The 17,442-nt window shown below is 71.6% G+C and carries 18 protein-coding genes; 9 read left to right on the plus strand and 9 right to left on the minus strand.

The window, feature by feature from the left end; genetic code table 11:
* Window positions 1-78: 78 nt before the first annotated feature.
* The 3 genes from AC5WRL_RS08730 (at window position 79) to AC5WRL_RS08740 (ending at window position 3,190) form a co-directional block, all read left to right on the plus strand.
* Entirely contained in the window at window positions 79-1,170 is a 1,092-nt protein-coding gene (locus AC5WRL_RS08730) for a saccharopine dehydrogenase family protein (RefSeq protein ID WP_496087783.1), read from the plus strand.
* A gap of 83 nt (window positions 1,171-1,253) precedes the next feature.
* A complete protein-coding gene (locus AC5WRL_RS08735) occupies window positions 1,254-2,291 on the plus strand; it encodes a 3-oxoacyl-ACP synthase III family protein (protein WP_496087784.1) in 1,038 nt (345 codons plus the stop codon).
* Window positions 2,292-2,296: 5 nt separating this feature from the next.
* Window positions 2,297-3,190, plus strand: a complete 894-nt coding sequence (locus AC5WRL_RS08740) for a hypothetical protein (protein WP_496087785.1) — start codon at window positions 2,297-2,299, stop codon at window positions 3,188-3,190.
* Here the strand turns inward: AC5WRL_RS08740 and AC5WRL_RS08745 are convergent.
* From AC5WRL_RS08745 to AC5WRL_RS08760, 4 genes are all read right to left on the minus strand, one after another.
* Window positions 3,177-3,824: a pentapeptide repeat-containing protein gene (locus AC5WRL_RS08745; protein WP_496087786.1), complete on the minus strand. Its 648-nt coding sequence runs from the start codon at window positions 3,822-3,824 to the stop codon at window positions 3,177-3,179. The genes AC5WRL_RS08740 and AC5WRL_RS08745 overlap by 14 nt on opposite strands.
* Window positions 3,814-4,014, minus strand: a complete 201-nt coding sequence (locus AC5WRL_RS08750; protein WP_496088015.1) for a UTRA domain-containing protein — start codon at window positions 4,012-4,014, stop codon at window positions 3,814-3,816. Before AC5WRL_RS08750 ends, AC5WRL_RS08745 begins: the two co-directional genes overlap by 11 nt.
* A gap of 579 nt (window positions 4,015-4,593) precedes the next feature.
* Window positions 4,594-5,226 (minus strand): class I SAM-dependent methyltransferase, encoded by a 633-nt coding sequence (locus AC5WRL_RS08755; protein WP_496087787.1) that lies wholly within the window; start codon window positions 5,224-5,226, stop codon window positions 4,594-4,596.
* Window positions 5,227-5,274: 48 nt separating this feature from the next.
* Window positions 5,275-5,988 (minus strand): YqeB family protein, encoded by a 714-nt coding sequence (locus AC5WRL_RS08760; RefSeq protein WP_496087788.1) that lies wholly within the window; start codon window positions 5,986-5,988, stop codon window positions 5,275-5,277.
* 122 nt (window positions 5,989-6,110) lie between these two features.
* On the opposite strand from AC5WRL_RS08760, the gene AC5WRL_RS08765 reads away from it, so the two are divergent.
* A complete protein-coding gene (locus AC5WRL_RS08765) occupies window positions 6,111-6,545 on the plus strand; it encodes an SgcJ/EcaC family oxidoreductase (RefSeq protein ID WP_496087789.1) in 435 nt (144 codons plus the stop codon).
* Window positions 6,546-6,602: 57 nt separating this feature from the next.
* Here the strand turns inward: AC5WRL_RS08765 and AC5WRL_RS08770 are convergent, their stop codons facing one another.
* Window positions 6,603-7,286, minus strand: a complete 684-nt coding sequence (locus AC5WRL_RS08770; RefSeq protein WP_496087790.1) for a GNAT family N-acetyltransferase — start codon at window positions 7,284-7,286, stop codon at window positions 6,603-6,605.
* Between the two features lie 166 nt (window positions 7,287-7,452).
* On the opposite strand from AC5WRL_RS08770, the gene pdxH reads away from it, so the two are divergent.
* Window positions 7,453-8,076, plus strand: coding sequence for a pyridoxamine 5'-phosphate oxidase (pdxH, locus tag AC5WRL_RS08775; protein WP_496088001.1), 624 nt, complete (start codon window positions 7,453-7,455; stop codon window positions 8,074-8,076).
* A 311-nt stretch (window positions 8,077-8,387) separates the two neighbouring features.
* On the opposite strand, the gene AC5WRL_RS08780 is transcribed toward pdxH, so the two are convergent.
* Complete coding sequence (locus AC5WRL_RS08780; protein ID WP_496087791.1) at window positions 8,388-9,236, minus strand: SIS domain-containing protein; 849 nt, start codon at window positions 9,234-9,236, stop codon at window positions 8,388-8,390.
* A 241-nt stretch (window positions 9,237-9,477) separates the two neighbouring features.
* On the opposite strand from AC5WRL_RS08780, the gene AC5WRL_RS08785 reads away from it, so the two are divergent.
* From AC5WRL_RS08785 to AC5WRL_RS08795, 3 genes are all read left to right on the plus strand, one after another.
* Entirely contained in the window at window positions 9,478-10,182 is a 705-nt protein-coding gene (locus AC5WRL_RS08785) for an iron-dependent transcriptional repressor DtxR (RefSeq protein WP_496087792.1), read from the plus strand.
* A 237-nt stretch (window positions 10,183-10,419) separates the two neighbouring features.
* The gene (locus AC5WRL_RS08790) at window positions 10,420-11,283 is read left to right on the plus strand and encodes a hypothetical protein (RefSeq protein ID WP_496087793.1); all 864 of its coding nucleotides are present in this window, start codon (window positions 10,420-10,422) and stop codon (window positions 11,281-11,283) included.
* Window positions 11,284-11,342: 59 nt separating this feature from the next.
* Window positions 11,343-12,125, plus strand: coding sequence for a hypothetical protein (locus tag AC5WRL_RS08795; protein ID WP_496087794.1), 783 nt, complete (start codon window positions 11,343-11,345; stop codon window positions 12,123-12,125).
* Window positions 12,126-12,195: 70 nt separating this feature from the next.
* Here AC5WRL_RS08795 and AC5WRL_RS08800 read toward each other — a convergent pair whose 3' ends face one another.
* The 3 genes from AC5WRL_RS08800 to AC5WRL_RS08810 are packed head-to-tail and all read right to left on the minus strand — an operon-like array spanning window position 12,196 to window position 15,391.
* On the minus strand, window positions 12,196-13,881 hold the full coding sequence (locus AC5WRL_RS08800) for a transporter (RefSeq protein WP_496087795.1): 1,686 nt from the start codon (window positions 13,879-13,881) through the stop codon (window positions 12,196-12,198).
* Window positions 13,878-14,672, minus strand: coding sequence for an ABC transporter ATP-binding protein (locus tag AC5WRL_RS08805; protein ID WP_496087796.1), 795 nt, complete (start codon window positions 14,670-14,672; stop codon window positions 13,878-13,880). Before AC5WRL_RS08805 ends, AC5WRL_RS08800 begins: the two co-directional genes overlap by 4 nt.
* A gap of 44 nt (window positions 14,673-14,716) precedes the next feature.
* A complete protein-coding gene (locus AC5WRL_RS08810; RefSeq protein ID WP_496087797.1) occupies window positions 14,717-15,391 on the minus strand; it encodes a bifunctional DNA primase/polymerase in 675 nt (224 codons plus the stop codon).
* A 181-nt stretch (window positions 15,392-15,572) separates the two neighbouring features.
* Here AC5WRL_RS08810 and AC5WRL_RS08815 point away from each other — a divergent pair, with 181 nt between their 5' ends.
* The gene (locus tag AC5WRL_RS08815; RefSeq protein ID WP_496087798.1) at window positions 15,573-17,033 is read left to right on the plus strand and encodes an NsdA family TPR-like regulatory protein; all 1,461 of its coding nucleotides are present in this window, start codon (window positions 15,573-15,575) and stop codon (window positions 17,031-17,033) included.
* Window positions 17,034-17,442: the final 409 nt, after the last annotated feature.

The following is a 17,442-nucleotide window of genomic DNA, read 5'->3' on the forward strand; positions in this document are numbered from 1 at the left end:
ACGCCGACAGGATGGAGGTGCTGGGCCGCGGCGGATCGGCGTCGCGGCGGGCGTTGGTCTTTCGAGGGGAGCGGTCTCATGGGATCAGGTCAGCTGGTGGCGGTCTTCGGCGCGTACGGTCACACGGGGCGGTTCGTGGTCGCGGAGCTGGCCGCGCGTGGCTTCGTACCGGTGCCGTCCGGACGTGACGCGCGGGCCCTGGAGGAGCTGGCCGCCGAGCACCGGCTGGGGCACGGGCTCGCGGCCCGGGTGGCGTCGGCCGAGGACCCGGCCTCCCTGGACCGGGCCCTGGCGGGCACGGTGGCGGTCATCAACTGCGCCGGCCCCTTCGCCTCGACCACCGGCCCGGTGATCGAGGCCGCGCTCCGCGCGAAGATCCCGTACCTGGACGTGGCCGCCGAGCTGGAGGCGAACCTCGACACCTTCGCCCACTACCGCGAGCGGGCCCGGGAAGCGGGGGCGGTGATCGTCCCGGCCATGGCGTTCTTCGGCGGTCTCGGTGACCTGCTGGTCACCGCCGCCATGGGCGAGTGGACCGAGGCCGACGAGGCCCACATCGCGTACGCGCTCAGCAGCTGGCACCCCACCGCCGGCACCCGCCGGTCGGGCGCGGTCTCCCGCGAGCGCCGTGGTGATGTCCGGCTGCGCTACCGGGCCGGGCGGTGGGAGCGCCGCACCGACGCCGCGCCCGCCCTGGAGTGGACCTTTCCGGATCCGATCGGGCCACGGCAGGTGATCGGGGAGTTCACGATGGCGGACGTCGTCACCGTCCCCCAGCATCTGTCCATCCCGGATGTCACCACCTATATGACCACCGAGGCGGTACGTGACATCGCCGCCCCGCACACCCCCGCCCCTGCCGCCACCGACGAGAGCGGGCGCTCGGGACAGACGTTCCTCGTCGACGCCGTCGTGCGCGCGGGCGGAACCGAGCGCCGGGCCACGGCCGCCGGCCAGGACATCTACGCCGTCACCGCCCCCCTCGTCGCCGAGGCCCTCGTACGCGTGCTGACCGGCCGCACCAGGACCCTCGGCGTCGCCTCGGCCGGCGAGATCTTCGACGCGCCGGACTTCCTGCGCGCGCTCGCCCCGCACCTCACCCTCGGCCTGCCACCGCAGCGGCACCCGAGCCCCACCACCGCACCCGCCCCCACGGGCCGGCTTCCGTAACCGGACCCGGCACCGGCTCGTTCCTCCGGTGAAGCCGCATCGCCCGAGCGTCCCCTCGCCCACGTCCGTACAGGGAGCCCCCCGTGATCCACAGCAGGATCGAGTCCCTCGGGGTGCATCTGCCCTCGGCGGAGGTGAGTTCGCGCGAACTGACCGCCAACTGCGCCGGGCTGCCCGAGAACATCGTGCACCGGGTGACCGGGGTCGACAGCCGCCGGGTGTGTGACCCGGGGGCCGGTGAGGACTCGTTCTGGCTGGCGGTGCGGGCGACCACCGAGTGTCTGAGCCGGTCCCGGTACTCCGCCGCCGATCTCGATCTGCTGATCGTCACATCGATCGTCAAGAGCCGCGACGGCCGCTACACGTACGTCCCCACCTTCGCCGAGCAGGTCGCCCGCGAGATCGGCGCGCACCGGGCCCTCACCTTCGACGTGGGCAACGCCTGCGCCGGCACGATGACCGGCATTCTCGTCGCGGACGGCCTGATCCGTTCGGGTACGGTACGGCGCGCACTGATCGTCAGCGGGGAGAACGCCACCGAGATCAGCCGTACCGCCACCCGGGAGGTCGGTGGGGTCCGCGATCCGCAGTTCGCCTCCCTCACGGTCGGGGACTCCGGCCTCGCCATCCTCCTCGACGTCTCCGAGAGCGAGGCGGACCGCATCCACGAGGTGCACCTCCAGACCTCCGCCGCGTACGCCGGGCTGTGCATCGGCAAGCCCAGCGACAAGGGGCACGGCATGGCCATGTACACCAACCCCCGGCAGCAGCACCGGGACCGGCTGGAGATGCTGCCGACGTACCTCGGCGATGTGCTGACCCGCTCGGGCCGGTCGTTCCAGACGGAGGGGTACGACACGATCGTGCAGCACCAGATCTCCGCCGACACGGTCGCGGCGCTCGACCGGCTCGGGGAGAGCGTGCTGGGGGTGCCGATGCCGCGCTCGCCCACCGTGCTGGAGCATCTCGGCAACACCGCCACCACCTCCCACTTCCTGGTGCTCCACGACGAGTTGCGCTCCGGCCGGCACGCGCCGGGCGGGAAGGTGCTGCTGATGGCGGGCGCCTCCGGGATCGTCACCGGGTTTCTGTCGGCGTCCCTGACCACGGTGAAGGTGTGACCGAAGTGGCGATCTCCATTGCCGCCGTGGCGGCGGCCCCGGCCATGGCCGGTACGGTCGACTCGGCCGCCGCCGCGGCGCGCGCCTGCCTGGAGCGGGCCGGGGACTCCGGTCATGTGGAGTACCTGGTGAACACCGGCGTCTACCGCGACGAGAACTGCGCCGAGCCCGCCCAGGCCGCCGTCGTCCAGCAGCGGATCGGGCTGCACCTGGACTACATGGCCGAACGCAGCGCGCGTACCACGCTCTCCTTCGACCTCCTCAACGGCGCGTGCGGCCTGCTCACCGCCGTACTGCTGGCGCAGTCGCTCCTCACGCCCGGGCAGCGCATGCTGGTGGTGTCCTCGGACGGCCATCCGTCGCGCGTTCCACGCCCGGACTTCCCGTACGCCGCGTCGGGGGCGGCGATGCTCCTCGAACGCGGGCCGGCGGGTACGGGTTTCGGCGCGGTCCGGTTCGCCCACGACCGGGATGCGGAGCCGGGGGTACGGAGTTACGTCGATCTCCACCGCGCGGGCGTCTCGGGGCGGCACAGCATCACCGTCGTACAGGCGGACGATCTGATCGGGCGCACCGTGGAGCAGTCCGCCCGGCTGGCCCTGGACTGCCTGCGCGAACAGCGACTGGACCCGGCCGAGACGCTGATCGTCACCACCCGCCCCGCGCCCGACTTCCCGGACCGGCTCGCCGACCGCACCGGGCTGCGCCCGGACCAGATCCTCACCCCGGCCGGGTTCGGGCTCGACCCGCTGTCCTCCGCCCTGACCCTCGCCTACGACCAGGGCACGGCGGACGGCCGGATCGACGGCGGGCGGCCCGTACTGTTCCTGGCCTGCGACGCGGGGATCACCACCGCCTGCGTGCCGTACACCGTCCCGGCCCGGGTCAGCGGTCCTTGACAGTGATGCCGAGCGACTGGGCCAGCGCCGGGGCCAGTTCCATCAGCTGGAGGGAGGAGACAGTGGCGCCGCCGAGGGAGTCGAAGCCCTCGGTGATGTCCAGCCGCTTCGCCTGCCGCAGATCCACCTTCTTCAGCTGCGCCTTCCCGAACCGGACGCCGTCCAGGACGGTCCCGGGGAAGGTGACGCCGTGCAGCGTGGCGCCGCCGAAGTCGACATCACGCAGCACACAGTCGACGAACGACACCTCGTGCAGCGCCGCTGCCCGCAGGTTCACCGAGTCCAGCTTGCAGTGGTGGAACTCCACCCGGCGCAGTTGCGCGCCGAACACCTGAAGACCGGCCAGCGAACCGGCGTTCACCTCCACGTCCAGCCAATTGCTCTCGGCCAGATCGGTGCCCATCCAGCGCACCGTGTCCATCCACACATCCGCGAACCGCGCCCGCCGCAGCCGCCCTTCGGTGAAGGTCACCGAGCTGAGCGCCGATTCGGTGAACCGGCTGCCGCCCGCGTCCGTGTCCTCGAAGGTCACCCCGTCGAGATGAACGGTGTCGATGTTGGCCTCCCGCTCCAGCGCCCCGTCGAAGGGCTGGAGATAGCCGGCGTACGGAAGGTCGGCCAGTTCACGAGGCATGCGGGCTCCAGGTGTGAGGTGGTCGTCGGGCGTCGAAGTCGTACTCCAGGATGTACGACGCCGAGTCGAGGACCATCTCATTGATCTCGATCACCGCGCCGGAGCCGGTGAAGGCGGTGCGGGTCAGCAGCATGACGGGGGTGGCGGTACCGGTGGCGAGGGACCGGCCCTCCGTGTCATCCGCCCACACCGACCGGCCCACACCGACCGGCCCACACCGACCGGCCCGCGCCCCATCGCTCGCGTGCCGGCCGCTGCACGCCCCGCCGCCGGATGGGCCGGAACGCGCGTGCGTGCACCTACGACAACAATGACCCCCGCTGCGTCGACGTGGCGACCCATGTCCCTGAAAGGGTTGCGGTCCGCCATTCACGGACGGGCAGACCATGGAGTGCTCAGCTGCGGAGTGACCGACTTCCCGTGCGGTGCCAAGCCGGGGGAGTCCGACCTGTCGGCCCAGGAGGATCCGTGCGTGAGTGCCCATGGTGCGGCGGTGTCGGGGCCGGTGATCCCGCGCATGAGCGGGTAGTTCGCTGTCTGTCCTGCCGGCATGTGTGGGTGCTCGCGACGCCGGAGTGGTGCGGGGGGTTGTCGCCACGGTTGACGCCGGGATTGCGGGTGCTGAAGGAGAGCCGGCAGCTGAATCGTCGAGCTGGACGGCCGCGCCCCCTGGGTGTGGAGGAAAGCGCCCGGGTCCCGGTCACGACGTACGTGGCCCGGGCCTCTCCCAGCTCCGCCCGCGTGACCGGGCTCGGGCCGTCGTCGTCGCCTATGCGACGGGCTCGGTGAGGGTGGGCGGGTGCCGGTAGATGAGGAGGTAGCGCCAGAAGAGTTTGCGGTGGATCGTCGCGCCGGGGAGGAGTTCGGCCGCCTGGCGCCGGATGTCGGGGAGCGGCAGGGTCGGGGCCTTGACCGGGGGCTTCGGGGGCGGGCGGTGGCCGGTCGCGCGTTCACGGGCCCGGACGGCGAGCCGGGCGGCGGCGTTGAGGGGGACGGAGGCGAGGGCGTACGCGTAGTCCAGCGCCGTGGTCTCCGGGGCGCAGCCCAGGATCAGCAGGGTGCCTCCGGGGGCGAGGGCGTCGCGCAGCTTCGCGACCGTGTCGAACGGTACGTGGTGGATGGCGGCGAGAGCGGTGATCACGGCGTAGTGGCCCTGGGGGAGGTCGGCCGTGGTGATGTCCGCCTGCCGGAAGCGCGGGTTGGCGCCGTCCGTCGCGGCGCGGGCGACCGTGATGACCTCCGCCGAGGGGTCGACGCCGTCCACCGTGAACCCGGCCGCCGCCAGCTTCCGGGCGAAGCCGCCCGTACCGCAGCCGACGTCCAGGGCGGCGCCGCCGCCGGCCTGCCCGGGTATCTTCCGCAGCAGCAGCCGGTGGTAGTGGTCGTTGTGGTCGAAGGGCATGGGGCGGAGTCTGGCACGGCACGGCACGGCACGGCCCGGCCCGGCCGGTCACCCGGTGACGGGCCGCCAGTGCTGCCGCTGCTTGGCGCGGTTGCCGTCGCCGTCCCCGTCCCCGTCCCGTACGACGTACCCCAACTGCGACAGCGTCTCCGTCAGATCGCGGATCTCCTCGTCCGCGCCACGGCGCCGGGCGTCCTTGCGGGCGGCGAGGACGACATGGACCTCGGCGGGCAGTTCGGGCGCGTGCGGCACCCAGCTGCGGAACGCGGCGGCGTGCGGATCGGTCTTCGACCAGGGGTAACCGTGCCGCTGGAACGCGGCGGCCACCGCCGTACGGGGTGCCTGGTACTCGCCCCGGACGAGCACCCGGCTGGTGCGGTCAAGGACCACCAGCTCCTTCCCGTCCGGGAAGACCGCCGAGATGCCGGAGCGGGCGAACCGGCGGGTGGTGTCGTTCAGTTCGACGGTCAGCTCGTCGTCGGTCAGGGTCAGCCTCATCGACTCGGCGACCGCCATGAACGCCACGAACAGCCCCGCCGCCAGCCCGACCGCGAGGAAGAGCCCGCGCTGCCACAGCTGGTCGAGGCCGGCGACGAAGGTCAGCGGGCCCTCGAACGGCAGCCAGGACAGCGTCGTGGTCGCCCAGTGCGCGACACCGGGCAGCACCCAGGCCAGCACCAGACCCAGCGCCGGGAACCCCAGCAGCATCAGCAGCAGTTCCGCGCGCGGAAACCCCAGCTCCGTCGTCGTCGTCTCGTTCACGCCGGTCAGGCTAGGCACCGGCCGACCGCCGGCGGCAGTGGCCGAAGGTACGGTCCCGGGTCACTTTCGTCTCGTCCACGGCCGACAGGCCGGGCCTTGACCTCACGTTTGGTTGAAGTTCCATGATGATCGACATGGCAAAGACGGGCAGGGAAGCGACAGACATCGAAGCGACAGACATCGAAGCGATCAAGCGGGTGATCGCCACGCTTGAACACTCCCAGCGGAACGAGTTGCCCGAGGAGTTCGTCGGCCTGTTCCGGGCCGACGCGATCTGGACCACGGGCCACGGCAAGTACCTGGCCGGCCGCGACGAGATCTCGGCCTTCACCCACCAGGTGCTGCCCGGCGCGATGAAGGACTCCACCGTCACGTACGAGGTGACGGACGTGCTGTTCATCCGCCCCGACGTCGCTGCGGTCAAGGCGCGCGCCCAGTACTGGACGCCGGCCCGGGAGCCGATGGGGAACCCGGGGAGCCCGCTCTACGTGATGGCCAAGGAGGACGGGCGATGGCGCCTGGTCGCCTGCCAGAACACGGAGGTGCTCGCCCCGTGACATGACATGACATGACGTGACGTGACAAGCACCGCCGTGAACCCCGCCCGGGGGCGGCTACAGCGCGCGGTGGATGAAGCTGGTGAACGGTGCCCGGGCGCGCCAGCCCAGCGCCTCGTACAGCGCCCGGCCCTCGGCACTCGCGCTCAGCACGGCCCCGGTGGCCCCGGCCGCCGCGGCCGTGGCGGTCAGGGTGCGGACCACCACCGAGCCCAGGCCGCGGCGCCGGTGGTCCGGGTCGGTCTCGATCTTGTCCACCACGGCGATCGTGTCGCCCCGCCCCAGCGCGACCTGGCCGTGTGCCGCGACCGTGCCGTCCTGGGTGACGATCCGCACCTCGGTCACCCCGCGCTGCGTCCCGCTGACCAGCGCGTACCCGGCCGGTACGAGGGGCGTGCGGGTGCCGCCCGCCTCATCCGCCCCCAGACTCACGCTCATCAGAATCCCCGGGCTGTTGCTGGTCCACCCCGCGCCCAGCCAGCCTGCCACCGTGTCGTCCGGCAGGCAGGTCTTCAGCCAGACGCACGGCTGTCCGGCGTCCTCGATGTGCCCGGCCGCCTTGCGGACCGTGACCTCGTCGGCGTCCGGCAGCACATGCCGCGCCAGCTGATGCGGCAGCCCGACATCCAGCCGCAGCCCCCACGGCTCCTCCACCGCCGGCGGCACCCCCCGGGAGAGCCCGTACCCGGCGACCCAGGCCCGTACGAGGCCGGATACGTTCTCCGATTGCTGTTCGCTCATGCGTTTGTACGCTACAGGGGTCCGTCCGCTGCCGCTGTCAGCGGCGATGCTCCCGGAGCGCGCCCCCGGCGCGATACGCCGGAGCAGGACACGGGTGTCGGTGGGATGCTGCAATATATGGCGGGTGTCCCATGCTGATGACGTCACCCCGCTCGACCCCGCCGCCATGCGGGCCCGGTACCGGGCGGCCGGGCTTGAGGAGAAGGACAGCGCCGCCGACCCGTTCGCGCAGTTCCTCGCGTGGTTCGGGCAGGCCGCCGAGAGCGGGTTGCACGAGCCGAACGCCATGATCCTGTCCACCGCCGACCCGGCGGGGTGGCCCAGCTCCCGTACCGTCCTGCTGAAGAAGTTCGACGAACGCGGCTTTGTCTTCTTCACCAACTACGGCTCCCGCAAGGGCCGCGAGATCGAGGCGAACCCGCGGGTCTCGCTGCTCTTCCCCTGGCACGGCATCGCCCGGCAGGTCATCATCAACGGCCTGGCCGAGCGCACCGCGCGGGACGAGACCGTCGCGTACTTCCGGACCCGCCCGCACGGCTCGCAGCTGGGGGCGTGGGCGAGTGAGCAGTCCTCGAAGGTGGCCTCGCGGGCCGAGCTGGATCAGCTGTACGCGGGGCTGGCCGAGCGCTATCCGGAGGGTGCGGATGTGCCGGCGCCGCCGCAGTGGGGCGGGTACCGGGTGGTGCCGGAGACCGTGGAGTTCTGGCAAGGACGGGAGAACCGGCTGCACGACCGGCTGCGCTACGTACGCGCGGGGGCCGGCTGGAGTATCGAACGGCTCTGCCCGTAACCGTACGCAATCGTCCGGAGACGCGGAACGACCCGCGAGCCTGGGTCCCCTCGGCGCCGCTCGGGGCGTCTCGGGGAGCCGGCCGGACGGTTACCGGCGGCTCGCGGGTCGGGTGACTGCTTGGGATTGGCCGACATGGTGCCGGCGCCACGTTTCCGTGGGACAACGGCCCTAGGCCGCAGTCACCTCACGCGTCCGGATCTGATACATCTGCCGAACCACCTCCCTTCTGTGTACCTGCGAAGGTAATACCGGCTCCCGGCGGCGGCAAATGTTTTTTATCGGCGCCCCGGCTGCCGATGGGTGCCCGCTCAGCGGCGCCACAGGATGCGGTCGGCGTGCGTGGCGAACACCGACTCGTTCCACTCCTGCCCGCCGTCCACATTGGCCGAGCGCAGCAGCGGCGGCTCGATGCCCTGCTCGGTGAGCTTCCCGGCGGTGTCCGCCATCACGGCCTGGAGCAGCGCGGACACCACGACGGTCGACGCCGGCGCGAAGGGGGCGCCGATGCGGTGGCTGGTCAGCTCGGCGTCGCCGACCGGGATCTTGCTGTCCAGGACCAGGTCGCAGTGGTCCTTGAGGAAGGTGCCGGACGGGTGCCGGGGCTCGGTGTGCTCGGTGTACGCGAGCGAGGTGACGCCGATGACCCGCAGTCCGCGGGTTCTGGCGTGGGCGGCCATCTCCACCGGCAGGCTGTTGCGGCCGGAGAGCGAGACGACGATCAGCAGATCGCCGGCGTGCGCCGGGCTCGCGTCCAGGGTGGCCTGGGCGAGGCCGCTGACCCGCTCCAGGGCGCTGCCGAGCAGCGCCGGGTTCACGTTGACTCCGGTCGTACCGGGGACGGCGAGCAGATTGACCAGGGCCAGGCCGCCCGCGCGGTAGACGATGTCCTGGGCGGGCAGCGCGGAGTGCCCGGCGCCGTACGCGAAGAGTTTCCCGCCGGCCGTGATGGTGTCGGCGATCAGCTCGCCGGCCCGCCCGATGGCGGCGCGTTCCTCGTCCTGGACGCGGCGCAGCAGCCGGACGGCGGCTTCGAAGTACTGGTCACCGAGTGTGGGGCCGCTGTTGCCGCTGCCGTTCCCGCCGTTCCCGCCGTTCCCGCCGCTTCCGGCTATCTCGGCATCCTGTGCGTCCTGCCGCCCTGCCTGCTGCTGGCTCATCTGCGCTGTCCCCTCGTGGGTGCGATTTTCCGTGGCCGGAAGAGGCCGGTACCGCGTATGCGTACGATGTACATTTACGGGTGGGTGCCGGTCACGCGTCACGGTGAGGTCATGTGCACGCCCGTGTCAATACGGCGGCAGCGGTCTTGTAGGGCTGCGGTAACGCGCAGCGGGCTCGATTGTCGGCGCCATACGTCAGAATTGGTTGCAGGGCCACCGCACGAGCTATCGAGGGGCACTTATGTCCGGACTCATCGACACCACCGAGATGTACCTCCGCACCATTTTGGAGCTGGAGGAAGAGAACGTGGTCCCGATGCGTGCCCGTATCGCCGAGCGACTGGAGCAGAGCGGCCCGACCGTCAGCCAGACCGTCGCCCGGATGGAGCGGGACGGCCTGCTGTCCGTGGCCAGCGACCGCCATCTGGAGCTGACCGGGGAGGGGCGGCTGCTCGCCGAGCGGGTCATGCGCAAGCACCGCATCGCCGAGTGTCTGCTGGTCGATGTGATCGGCCTGGAGTGGGAGCAGGTGCACGCGGAGGCGTGCCGCTGGGAGCACGTGATGAGTGACGCGGTCGAGCGCCGTGTGCTGGAGCTGCTGAACCACCCGACGGAGTCGCCGTACGGCAATCCGATCCCGGCGCTGGCCGAGCTGGGGGAGAAGGTGAGCGAGCCGGACGCGTTCCTCGGCAGCGGGCTGGTGGCGCTCACCGACATGGAGACGAACGGCGGCAAGACGGTGATCGTCCGGCGGATCGGGGAGCCGATCCAGACGGACACCGGTGTGATGCACACGCTGCGCCGGGCCGGGGTGCAGCCGGGCGCGTCGGTCAGTGTGACCCCGGGCGCGGGCGGTGGGGTGCAGGTCGGCAGCGGCGGCGAGGCCGCCGAACTGTCGGCGGAGGTGGCCATGCATGTGTTCGTGGCCCCGGCCGGCCGCGCCTGATCCGGAGCGGGAGGTGCGAGGCGGATGGGCCGCCCGCCCCGGCGGGCGGCCCATCACCCACACCCCCCCCGTGACGACCCGGAGCCCCGAGCTCTCAGGGTCGTTTCTTACGCTCTGTGTCTCCCCGGTGCGCTGACCGGCCAAGCCCGCTCGTGCGTCACTCGAACGATGGATCCTGAAGTCGAACACTAGACTTTCCGAATCTCTTTTCGATGATGTGGGACATGTGGGGGGCACATGAAGCAGGGCAGTTGGCACGCCGCACTCGCGGCGTCGGTGGCGGGGGTGCTGCTGACGGGGTGCGCGCAGACCCCGCTTTTCAAGGCGCAGGCCCGCGAGGACCGCCCGGCGGACGACACGGTGATGCGGTCGGAGGCGGACCAGGAGGCGGCCGAGGACGAGCCGGAGCGGGACGACCTCCCGCTGGTGGACCGGCCGGCCGAGGAGATCTACCGCCTCGGGGTGGAGACGCTCGCCGAGCTGGAGACCGTACGGATATCCATGGTCCTGGACGACGAGGACGGCCTGCTCGAAATGGATGTCCACGTCGACCGTGCCGGGCGTTGTGTGATCGGGATAGACGAGCCGGGCTACGGCAGCACGGAGATGATCATCGCCGAGGGGGAGGGCTGGATCACCTTCGACACCGCGTACCTGGAGAGCGCGATCGGCGACGACCCGGACAGCCGGCTGCTGATCCGGCAGATCGAGGGCAAGTACTGGCATGTGACGGCGGATGAACCCGGCGCCGAGGAAATTCTGACGGTCTGTCAGGAAAACGACCTCTTCACCATCGAGGACATGGCGGACCTCGGGGACCTGGGCGGCGCGCGGCTGGAGAGGGGAGAACTGACCACCCATGAGGGGGTCGAGGTCATTACCATCGAGGCCCAGGGCGCCGACGCGTCGATGACCGCCCTGGTGGCGACCGAGGGCGAGCCCTATCTGCGCCATGTGCTCTTCGACTCGGACAGTGAGGGCCTCGTCGAGGCGTCGTACAGCGATTTCAATGTCCCGGTGGACGTCCAGGCACCGCCGGAGCATCTCGTGTACGGGCCGGAGGACGTACTCTTCGACCTCTTCGGGGAACTGTACGTCTGACCGCTGCGTCCCATCCGTGTACACAAGCAAATTATGTGAACACAATTGGGGGTTGGCGGATGAGAAGCGGTAAGCGCAAGGCGGTCCTGCCGGTTGCGGCGGCGATGGCTGGGGCGCTGGTGCTCACGGGGTGTGGCTCCGGCTCCGACCAGGACTGGCCCTCGGTCCTCGGCAACGGCGTTGCCGACCTGCCGGCCGATGAGATCTTCGTCCGCACGGCGTACGCGATGGAAGGAGTGGAATCGATGCGACTGTCCGGCACCATCGACGAGGCTCGTGGTCTGATGGAGATCGACCTACTGATGGACATCGCGGGGAACTGCGCGGGCACCGTTGCCTTGGAGGGTCAAGGGTCTCTCGAACTCCTCAGGCGTGGCGAGGAGGTGTGGTACGGGCCGGACGCGGATTTCTGGCAGTACGCCGGCGCCACCGGCGCACAGGCGGCCCAGGTCGAGGGCATGTACCTTCACGGCACCGTCGACGATCCGGAATTCGGCAAGATGTCCGAGATCTGTGAATTCGCGGACATGATCAGCGACGCCACGGGAGCGGAGAACATCAAACCTGACGAGGTCGTCAAGGGTGAGCGGACCACCCACCTGGGGGTTCCCGTGATCACCCTGGAAGAAGCGCCCACTCCCGGCCGGACCACGAAGGCCACCATGCTGATCGCCACCGTGGGCGAGCCCTACCTGATGTACGCGGGCGAAACGGAGAACGGCAAGTCCACGGGGTTCTCGATGAGCGACTTCAACACCCCCGTCGAGATCAAGGAGCCGTCGGCCCGCCGCATCCTCGATCCCGACAGCATGCGCAACCGCACCGGGGGCGGCACCTTCTGAGCCATTCTGAGCCGGCCGGCGGCGGCCCCCGACGCACGACGGATGCCGCCGCGCCCGCCGCCCTCCCGCCTCACGCCTTGCTGACCGCCGTCAGGATCTCCGGCAGCCGGTCCGCCGCCCGCGGTGCCGCCCAGCGCAGGCCGGCCCAGGCCATCAGCACCCCGTGCCCCGCGCCCAGCGGCAGCACGACCCACGTCCACCCGGCCATCGCGGACGAGACGTTCAGCCAGATCGTCAGCCCGATCAGCGGCCCGCACAGCACCGCGCTCGCCAGCACCCCGCCGATCACCCCGTACCAGACCATCGACAACTGCCCGGCGGCCACATTGCGCATCGCGTTGTCCACCGGGATCGAGTACGGGAAGCGCACCGAGGACACCGCGCCACCGCCAAGCAACGTGCCGAGCAGCGCCAGCGAAAGCCCCAGCGCGTCCGGCATCCGGGCCCAGTCGTCCAGCACCGCCGCCGACACCAGCACCACCACCAGCGTGAACGGCACCCCGATCAGCGCGATCGCCAGCAGCCGCCCGCGCAGCTCCAGATAGGCGTCCCGCTTGGAGTGGATGGTCTGCGCCACCAGCCAGAAACCGCTGTAGTCCATCCCGAACTGGTTGTACATCTGCATCCCGAGCAGCGCCGCGCCCCAGCACGCGTGATAGACCGTGGCACCGCCCTGGGCCGCCCAGATGAACGGGAACGTCACCCCCATGCCGAGCGCCACCGCCCAGCTCATCTTGGCCTTCGGATCCCGCCAGGCGTAGCGCAGCGACCGCTGCGCCACCGCCCCGCTGCGGTCGGCCGGCAGCAGCCGGGCCAGCCCGGCCATCGCCGCGCCACCGCCCTTCCGCTCCTCGCCACCCTCACCGGCTTCCATGATCGTGGAGCCGTCCGGCGAGGTCATCAGGGCGGTCAGCGTCCGCAGCCACCACCACAGCAGCAGCCCAAGGGCCGCCACGGTGCCGGCCAGCCCCGCCACCGCCACGCCGTACGAGCCGGCCGAGGCCGCCCGTACCGCCTCGATCGCGCTGGCCGGCGGCAGCAGGCGCAGCACATCGGCCATGGTGTGCAGCGGCCCGCTGCCGCCGTCCCCGGCCAGCTTCTGGACCAGCAGATTGACGCCCTGGATGCCCAGGGCGATCACCACACCGGACAGGATCGCCAGATCGCGGCCCCTGCGGCTGGTCAGCAGCCGGGCGTTGGCGGTGGCGACCGCCCGCGACGCGACGGTGCAGGTCAGCAGGATCAGTACGATCGCGGCCACCGCCACCGCGTAACCGACCGCGCCGCGCGCCGTGGCCAGCGCGGCGCCCGCCACCAGCATGACGGTGAAGATCGGGCCGACCCCCACCACCGAGGCCACCACCTGCGCCGTCAGCAGCGAGCGCGGTCGCAGCGGCAGCATCACCAGCCGGCCCGGGTCAAGGGTCTCGTCGCTCGCGCCCAGGAACATCGGCACAAAGGCCCAGGCCAGCGCGATGATCGCGACCAGGACGGTGCTCAGCGCCGCGATATGGGTGGTGCCGCTCAGCGCCAGCAGCCCGGCCAGCCCGAACCCGCCGAAGACCGCGGCGGTGATCGCGGAGGAGATGAACCCCGCCTTGCGCCCCGTGGTCTGCCGCAGCCCGTTGCGGATGAGGGACAGCTTGAGCCGGACGAAGGTCGCGGTGATCACGGCGGTGTTGCCGTACGTGCCGCGCGGCTCCGTCCCGGCGGCACCGGAGGCGGAAGCGGCCGGCCGCTCGGTTGCCGTACTCATCGGTTACGGTCCCCGCCCAGCCAGTCGAGCCGGTCGTCCGCGCCGTCCCCGGCCCGTACCCCCACCAGTTCGAGGAACGCGCTCTGCAACGACTCGGCCTCGCCCCGTACCTCCGTCAGCGGGCCGTGCGCCCGGATCCGGCCGGTGGCCAGCACCGCGACCCAGTCGCACAGCGACTCCACCAGCTCCATCACATGGCTGGAGAAGATCACCGTGGCGCCCGAGGCGGTGTACCGCTCCAGCACGCCCCGGATGATCTGCGCCGAGACCGGGTCCACGCCCTCGAACGGCTCGTCCAGGAACAGCACTTCCGGGTTGTGCAGCAGCGCCGCCGCAAGGCCGATCTTCTTCCGCATGCCCGTGGAGTAGTCGACGATCAGCTTGTGCTGCGCGCCGGCCAGGTCCAGGACGTTCAGGAGCTGGTCGGCGCGCCGCTCCACCTCGGTGGCCGGGATGCCCCGCAGCCGGCCCAGATAGCCGAGCAGCTCGCGCCCCGTCAGCCGCTCGAACAGCCGCAGCCCCTCGGGCAGGACTCCGATCCTGGACTTCACGTCCACCGGGTCCCGCCACACATCGCGGCCCACGATCTCCACGGTGCCCGCGTCCGGCCGCAGCAGGCCGGTGATCATGGACAGTGTGGTGGTCTTGCCCGCCCCGTTCGGGCCGACCAGGCCGATGAACCGCCCCGCGGGCAGGTCCAGGTCTATCCCGGAGACCGCGACCTGCTCCCCGAAGCTTTTCCACAGCCCCCGGACCCGGACCGCGGCCTCCCCATTCCCCGTGTCTGTCATGAACCCCACCCTAAGGGGCGGGACGAACCCGCCCCTCCCCGGCGTTACCGGCGTGACCTGCTCTCCTGTCCGCAGGCGTAGGCGAGCTGCGGCATCAGTTCATCCACGTCCGGCAGCCAGCGGTTGGCCTCGGTGGGCCGGCGTACCCACTGCACCGAGCCGCGCGCGCCGATCCGGGTCGGCGGCGCCGGTACGTAGCTGCCCTCCCCGTGCGGGATCAGGTCGATCGCCTCCGGGGACCAGCCGTGCTGCCGCACCAGGGTGGGCACCTTGGCGGTGTTGCCGGCCAGCACGAAGAAGTACATCCGGCCCAGCGGGGTGCTCGCCACCGGCCCGAGGCCGGTGCCCATCCGCTCCATGCGGGCCAGCGCCAGGCAGCCGGCCGTCTCGGACACCTCGACGATGTCGAAGGTGCGGCCGGTGGGCAGCAGGACGGACGCGCGCGGCTCCTTCGCCCACATGCGGCGGGCGGAGGTGGCGCTGCCGGTGGCATGGCCCACCCAGTTGGGGCGCGTGGCGTGCGCCCCCGGCGCATCACAGGCGGGGACGGCGCACGAGCAGCGCGTGACCCCGTCGGTGTAGTCGAGCCAGGTGCCCGGCAGGACGTCCCAGTGCCGCTCGTCCGCGTACTGGACGGCGTGATCGAGCATCGAGCCGCCACGCTGCTGCGGAACGCCAACTGCTGAAGTAACGCTGATCTTTTCTTCCACGTTGATCACAACTTACCTTCTCCACGGGGGGTAACGGGCTCCCCGTGACCGGGCAGCAACCCTGGGTGGTCGATGCCGTCCGCATGTGGGGCGCATCGGAGCATCAGTGGGGGCGTACGGGATGGACCCGGCGGGGGCCGGGCATTGATCTTCCCTGGTGCAGGGTGCAGGCCAGTGAGGGAGCCACGTCATGACTGCCAGAACAGTGTCCCCCGGACTGACCCCAGGGTTGCCCCATTCACGGCAGCCGAATGAGCGTCTGCTGTCGCTGATCCGCGAAGCGGGGTGCTCCAACGCGGGGTTGGCACGCCGGGTGAACGTGTGCGCCGCCGAGCGCGGCCTCGATTTCCGCTACGACAAAACGTCGGTGGCGCGCTGGATCAGGGGCCAGCAGCCGCGCGGCCGGGCACCCGACATCATCGCGGAGGCGATCGGGCGCAAGCTGGGGCGGACGGTGACGGTCGATGAGATCGGCATGGGGACGGCCCGGCAACTCGCCTCGGCGGTCGGGCTGCACTTCGCCACCGGGCTGGCGGAGGGCGTGGAGCAGGCGGCCGAGCTGTGGCGCTCGGACGTGGCGCGCCGGGAGAGCGTCGGCGCGGGCGGCTCCGGCGGCCCGGGGGGACCGGGGGGCGCGTACGGGGCGGGGGGCGCGCATGTCGCGCCCTCCGCGCTGGTGGAGCCCAGCCGGGACTGGCTGATCACCCCGGCCGACCCGGAGGTGGCACGGGCGAACGGGCCACGGGTGGGCAGTTCGGACGTGGCGGCGGTGGCCGCCACCACGGCCGCCCTGGTGGAGCTGGACCGGCGGTGGGGCGCCGGGCATGTGCGCCCGGTGGTGGTGCACTATCTGAACAGCGTGGTGTCCGGGCTGCTGGCCGGCTCGTACCGGGAGTCGGTGGGCCGCGAACTCTTCGCCGCCGCCGCCCGGTTGACGGAGCTGGCCGGCTACATGGCGGTGGACAGCGGGCTGCCGGGGCTGGCCCAGCGGTACTACATCCAGGCGCTGCGGCTGTCCCAGGCGGCCGGGGACCGGGGCTTCGGGGGGTACGTGCTGGCGGCCGGGATGAGCCATCTGGCGGCCGAACTGGGCAATCCGCGCGAGGTGATCCAGCTGGCACGGGCGGCGCAGGAGGGCACCCGGGGGCGGTGCGGGGCGCGCGCCGAGGCCATGTTCCTGGCGGCGGAGGCGCGCGGGTACGCGCAGTTGGGCGACGCGATCGGCAGCGAGCGGGCGGCGAGCGCGGCGCAGGCCGCGCTGGAGCGCGCGGATGACGCCGAACCGGAGACCGAACCGCAGTGGATCCGGCACTTCGACGCGGCCTATCTGGCGGACGAACTGGCCCACTGCCATCGCGACCTGGGGCAGGGCGCCAGGCTGCGGGAGCGGGCCACGGCGGCGCTTGCCGCGCACCCGGAGAGCAGGGCCCGCAGGCGGGCGATCGGGCTGGTGCTGCTGGCCACCGGCCACTTGCAGGAGGGCGAGCTTGAGGCGGCCTGCGCGACGGCGGACCAGGCGGTGAGCACCCTGTCGACCCTGCGCTCGGGCCGGGGAGCCACCTACTTCGAAGACTTCCGCACGCGGCTGGACCCGTACCAACACGACCCGAAGGTACGGGACTTCACCCTCCGCTGGGACCTGGCCGGCTAACCGCCCGCCCACCCGGGGGATTCGGGCGGGCTTTGGCGGCAGGCGGGCCTCGCGGCTGGCGGCACGTCACGGCACGGGACGAAGCACCCGGCCCCCGCGCCGGCCCCCGCTCCGCGCGCCGCGTCCGGCTTCGCGTGGCCTTGTTCGGGGGGATCTACGTCGCCGGGAGCGACATGTCTCAGCCAGGGCGGTGGGGCGCTCGGCTTCGTGCGACCCGCGCCTGGCCGCGCACCGACTCGCCTGCCTTCGCGTGTCCGTGCCTGGCTTCGCCCGGCCGCGTCCGGTTCCGCGCGTCCGGCTTCGCGTGGCCTTGTTCGGGTGGACCTATGTCGCCGGGTGGGACATGCCCCGGCCCAGGGCTGCGGGGTGCCTGGCTTCGCGTGCCCCGCACCTGACTTGGCCCGGTTTC

Source organism: Streptomyces sp. NTD107 (assembly GCF_059510435.1).

Excerpts from the sequence above, each read along its gene's own strand:
- AC5WRL_RS08765 (WP_496087789.1), top strand. The coding sequence starts at position 6,111 with ATGATGATCGACATGGCAAAGACGGGCAGGGAAGCGACAGACATCGAA.
- AC5WRL_RS08790 (WP_496087793.1), top strand. The coding sequence starts at position 10,420 with ATGAAGCAGGGCAGTTGGCACGCCGCACTCGCGGCGTCGGTGGCGGGG.
- AC5WRL_RS08755 (WP_496087787.1), bottom strand. The coding sequence starts at position 5,226 with ATGCCCTTCGACCACAACGACCACTACCACCGGCTGCTGCTGCGGAAG.
- AC5WRL_RS08800 (WP_496087795.1), bottom strand. The coding sequence starts at position 13,881 with ATGAGTACGGCAACCGAGCGGCCGGCCGCTTCCGCCTCCGGTGCCGCC.
- AC5WRL_RS08770 (WP_496087790.1), bottom strand. The coding sequence starts at position 7,286 with ATGAGCGAACAGCAATCGGAGAACGTATCCGGCCTCGTACGGGCCTGG.
- AC5WRL_RS08745 (WP_496087786.1), bottom strand. The coding sequence starts at position 3,824 with ATGCCTCGTGAACTGGCCGACCTTCCGTACGCCGGCTATCTCCAGCCC.
- AC5WRL_RS08780 (WP_496087791.1), bottom strand. The coding sequence starts at position 9,236 with ATGAGCCAGCAGCAGGCAGGGCGGCAGGACGCACAGGATGCCGAGATA.
- pdxH (WP_496088001.1), top strand. The coding sequence starts at position 7,453 with ATGCGGGCCCGGTACCGGGCGGCCGGGCTTGAGGAGAAGGACAGCGCC.
- AC5WRL_RS08730 (WP_496087783.1), top strand. The coding sequence starts at position 79 with ATGGGATCAGGTCAGCTGGTGGCGGTCTTCGGCGCGTACGGTCACACG.
- AC5WRL_RS08815 (WP_496087798.1), top strand. The coding sequence starts at position 15,573 with ATGACTGCCAGAACAGTGTCCCCCGGACTGACCCCAGGGTTGCCCCAT.
- AC5WRL_RS08795 (WP_496087794.1), top strand. The coding sequence starts at position 11,343 with ATGAGAAGCGGTAAGCGCAAGGCGGTCCTGCCGGTTGCGGCGGCGATG.
- AC5WRL_RS08805 (WP_496087796.1), bottom strand. The coding sequence starts at position 14,672 with ATGACAGACACGGGGAATGGGGAGGCCGCGGTCCGGGTCCGGGGGCTG.
- AC5WRL_RS08785 (WP_496087792.1), top strand. The coding sequence starts at position 9,478 with ATGTCCGGACTCATCGACACCACCGAGATGTACCTCCGCACCATTTTG.